Source organism: Streptomyces sp. NPDC093065 (genome assembly GCF_044754585.1).
In the GTDB taxonomy this organism is placed as follows: Bacteria; Actinomycetota; Actinomycetes; order Streptomycetales; family Streptomycetaceae; genus Streptomyces.
In genome coordinates this window covers 1-4,822 of the sequence record NZ_JBIVPJ010000058.1, presented here as the reverse complement: position 1 = coordinate 4,822, position 4,822 = coordinate 1, and the positions used below count along the sequence as shown (strand labels likewise).

2 protein-coding genes are annotated in these 4,822 nt (G+C 72.5%); both read left to right on the top strand.

Features of this window, described 5'->3' with window-relative positions; genetic code table 11:
* Positions 1 to 1,000, top strand: a 1,000-nt coding sequence (locus tag ACIQFU_RS38565) for a beta-ketoacyl reductase (protein WP_402558055.1), incomplete at its 5' end; no start/stop codon positions are given.
* Between the two features lie 7 nt (positions 1,001 to 1,007).
* Positions 1,008 to 4,822: type I polyketide synthase (locus tag ACIQFU_RS38560; RefSeq protein ID WP_402558053.1), on the top strand; the 3,815-nt coding region annotated here is incomplete at its 3' end.

Below are 4,822 nucleotides of genomic sequence, written 5' to 3'. Positions count from 1 at the left end.
GCAGGCGAGTTATGCGGCGGCGAATGCGTTTATGGATGCGTTTGCTGTGTATCGGCGGGGGTTGGGGTTGCCGGCGCAGTCGCTGGCCTGGGGGCTGTGGAGCAGCGAGGCCGGCGGCATGGGTGCGGGGCTCACCGGATCGGACGTCCGGCGTGTCGCCGGTACTGGCATGGGAGTGCTCGGTGTGGCCGAGGGGCTGGCACTGTTCGACGCGGCGATCGGGCGGAACGAACCGCTTCTGCTCCCCTTCCCCCTGGATGCCGCCGCTCTGCGCGAGGCCGGAGACCACGCGCCTCCGCTCCTGAGCGGCCTCGTCACCGGTACCACCCCCGTGACGAGGGCCGTGGCCGCACGCGGCGAAACGGGAAGTGACCTGCGGGAGACTCTTCAGGCTCTGCCTGGCGCGGAGCGTGAGTCGGCGGTGATCGCCCTGGTCCGTTCCGAGGTGGCGACACTCCTCGGGCACACGGACGCCGACGCGGTCGCACCGGACCGGGCGTTCAGTGAACTCGGCTTCGACTCGCTGGCCTCGGTGGGCCTGCGCAACCGGCTGACCCTCGTCACTGGCCTGCGGCTGCCGGCCACGCTCGTCTTCGACCACCCCAACGCCCGTGCCCTGAGCGCCTACCTGGCCGCCGAGCTCGCTCCCGACGACGAAGCGGAGCAGGGCGACGGGGACGAGCACGGCACCGAGGCGGAGATCCGCGAGATTCTCCGCACCATCCCCCTGGCCAGGCTCCGCGAGGCAGGACTCATCGAGAGCCTCCTGGAACTCGCCGACGCCGCCGGCCCCGCCGACCAGGGGGACGACTACGGGCCAGGAGCCGGACCGGCTCCCACTCTGATCGACGAAATCGACGGCATGGACGCCGACGGGCTCATCAGCCTGGCCCTTCAAGGCAGCGCGTCCGGCCCCGACACCGAATATCCCGACGGCCACGACGGCCGGCACACGGGCGCCGGTCACACCGGCGACGACGACACGACGCGAGAGATTTGAGGGCGCAGTGAACAACTCCGACCAGAAGGTGCTTGACGCCCTCCGTGTGTCACTCAAGGAGACCGAGCGGCTGCGGGAACAGAACCGACAGCTCACGGCCGCGTCCCATGAGCCGATCGCGATCGTCGGCATGGCCTGCCGGTTCCCGGGAAGTGTCGGCTCGCCCGAGGACCTGTGGCAGCTCGCGTCCGACGGCCGGGACGGCGTGGGGCCGTTCCCGGAAGACCGGGGCTGGGACCTGGACCGGCTCTACGACCCGGAGGGCGAGCGGCCCGGCACGAGCTACATCCGTGAGGGCGGCTTCCTGCACGGCGCGACCGGGTTCGACGCCGACTTCTTCGGCATCAGCCCCCGCGAGGCACTGCTGATGGATCCGCAGCAACGCCTGCTCCTGGAAACCACGTGGGAGGCCACCGAACGTGCGGGCATCGACCCGGTGGCCCTCAAAGGCAGCCCGACCGGTGTCTTCGCCGGAGTGATGTACCACAACTACCCCGGCAGCTACGGTTCTTCCGGCGTGCTCTCCGGCCGGATCGCCTACACCTTCGGCCTCGAAGGGCCGGCGGTGACCATCGACACGGCGTGCTCGTCGTCCCTGGTCGCGTTGCACCAGGCGGTCCAGGCCCTGCGCCAGGGCGAGTGCTCGCTCGCGTTCGCGGGCGGGGTGACCGTGATGTCCACCCCCCGGACTTTCGTCGAGTTCAGCGCGGACCGCACCCTCTCCAGCGACGGCCGCTGCCGGTCCTTCGCCGACTCGGCGAACGGCACCGGATGGTCCGAAGGCGTCGGCGTACTGCTCCTGGAACGCCTGTCCGACGCCCGCCGCAACGGGCACCCGGTCCTCGCCGTCGTCAGAGGCAGCGCCGTCAACCAGGACGGCGCGTCGAACGGCATGACCGCCCCCAGTGGACCGGCCCAGCAGCGGGTCATCCGCCAGGCGCTGCGCAACGCGCAGCTCGCCGGCCACCAGGTCGACGCCGTGGAGGCCCACGGCACCGCCACCGCTCTCGGCGACCCGATCGAGGCGCAGGCGCTGCTCGCCACCTACGGGCAGGACCGGCCCGCCGGCCGGCCGCTGTGGCTGGGCACCGTGAAGTCGAACCTCGGCCACACCCAGGCGGCGGCCGGAGTGGCCGGTGTGATCAAGTCCGTGATGAGCATCCGGCACGGGAAGCTGGCGAAGACGCTGCACGTGGACGAGCCGACCCGTGAGGTCGACTGGACCGCCGGACACGTGTCGCTCCTCACCACCGAGCAGGAATGGCCCGCCACCGACAGGCCACGGCGGGTCGGAGTGTCCTCCTTCGGCCTCAGCGGCACCAACGCCCACGTGATCATCGAGCAGGCTCCCGAGCCCGCGCCGGCCACCGTGAACGCGCCCGCCGCCGACGAGCCCGGCCGACCCGCGGCCCCCGTTCCGCTCCTCCTGTCCGCGCGCAGCCGGCCGGCGCTGCGCGAACAGGCCGGGCGCCTCCTGGAGCACCTGGCCGCCGAGCCCGACACGCGACTGCCCGAACTGGCCCGTGACCTGGTCACCGCCCGGGGCACGCACGCGCACCGAGTCGTGGTCGTGACCGACGCGGGCGACGAACGGGGCACGCACGACGCCCTGCGGGCACTGGCAGACGGGCAGTCTTCGCCGGCGGCTGTCGACGGACTCGCCCGGGAGTCGGCCACGGTCGCCTTCCTGTTCACGGGACAGGGCTCGCAGCGCCCCGGCATGGGCCGCGAGCTGGCCCGCACCTACCCCGCGTACGCGGAGGCGTTCGAGGCGGTGTGCGCCGCCCTCGACCCGCACCTGGCCCGGCCCCTGAGCGATGTCCTCGACGACACCGAGGCACTCGACCGTACCGAGTACACCCAGCCCGCTTTGTTCGCGCTCGAAGTGGCGCTGTTCCGGCTCGTGGAGTCCTGGGGGGTCAAACCCGCCTTCCTGGCCGGGCACTCCGTCGGTGAACTGGCCGCGGCCCACGTCTGCGGAGTGCTCTCCCTCGACGACGCCGCGGCGCTCGTGGCCGCCAGAGGAAGGCTCATGCAGGCCCTGCCGGAGGGTGGCACGATGGTCGCCGTCGCCGCCGCGGAGGACGAGGTGGTGCCCCTGCTCGGTGAGCAGGCCGACCTCGCCGCCGTCAACGGGCCCACGTCGGTGGTGCTCTCCGGTACGGAGGCCGCCGTCACCCCCGTCGTTGAGCACTTCGCGGCACAGGGGCGGGCGACACGGAAGCTGGCCGTCAGCCATGCCTTCCACTCCGCGCTGATGGAACCGATGCTCGCCGACTTCCGCAAAGTGGCCGAGGGCCTGGAGTACCGGGCACCTCGCACACCCCTCGTGTCGTCGGTGACCGGTGAGGCGGTCACCGACGACCAGGTTTGCTCCGCGGAGTACTGGGTGCGGCACGCCCGCCAGACCGTTCGGTTCCACGACGCCGTACGCACCCTCCACGACCGGGGGGTCAACCGGTTCGTCGAGATCGGCCCCGACGGCGTCCTCACCGCGATGGCCGAGCACTGCCTCGCGGAGACCGCCCAGCAGGACACCGCCCGGGACGCCGTCCTCGTGTCCGTGCTCCGCTCTGGCCGGCCCGAGCCGGAGACCGCTCTCGCAGCACTGGCCCGCCTGCACGTACGTGGCACCTCGCCGGACTGGACCGCGTACTTCGACGCCACCTTCGGGCCGGCGGCCTACACGGGCAACCTGCCGGAACGCCGCGCCGGCCTGCCGACCTACCCGTTCCAGCACGAGACGTACTGGCTGCGCGCCGCGCCCACCGATGCCGACCCGGCGTCCCTGGGCCTCGGCATCGTCGAGCATCCGCTGCTGCGGGCGGCGACGGTCCTCGCGGACAGTGACGGCGTCGTCCTCACCGGCCGCCTGTCCGTCCGCACCCACCCCTGGCTGGCCGACCACGCCGTCGACGGAGCCGTGCTGTTCCCGGGCAGCGGCTTCCTGGAGCTCGCGATCCGCGCCGGCGACCAGGTGGGCTGCGGGCGAGTGGAGGAGCTGACCCTCGAAGCCCCCCTGGTGCTGCCCGAGCGCGGCGGGGTCCAGCTCCAGGTCGTCCTCGGTGCGCCGGACGACTCCGGTACCCGTGTCGTCACCATCCACGCACGGTACGACGACGAGACGGGCGGTGCTCCGTGGAGCCGGTACGCGGCGGGTGTGCTGCGCCCGGCCGCGGACAGCGCGCCGCGCACCGCCCCGGCGGGCGCCGACGCCGCATGGCCCCCGGCCGGTGCCGAACGGGTCGAACTCGACGGCCTGTACGACGTGCTGGCCGCAGGCGGTCTCACCTACGGCCCGGCGTTCCAGGGCATGTGCTCCGCCTGGCGCCACGGCGAGGAGATCCTGGCCGAGGTGAGTCTGCCCGAGCGATTCCGCTCCGACGCCGACGAGTTCGCCCTGCACCCCGCACTGCTCGACGCGACGCTGCACGCGATCGGCCTGCAAGGTCCGGACGACGGGGAGACCAACATCCCGTTCGCCTGGTCCGGCGTCGAACTGCACGCGACCGGTGCGTCGGCGCTGCGCGCGCGTATCCGCCGGGGGGCCGGGCCGGACGCCGCCATGTCGCTGGAGATCACCGATGTCACCGGGATTCCCGTCCTGACCGTCGGCTCACTGTCGCTGCGGGCCCTGCCCAAGAACCGCCTCGACGCCGCACGGGTTACGGCGGACAAGGCCCCCGACGCCCTGTACCGGGTGGCCTGGCGGCAGACGACCCTCGCGTCTGGTGTGGTGGTGTCGTGGGGTGAGTTGGGTGAGGTGTTGTCGGGTGTGGGGGTGGTGCCTGATGTGGTGGTGTTGCGGGTGGGTTCGGGTGG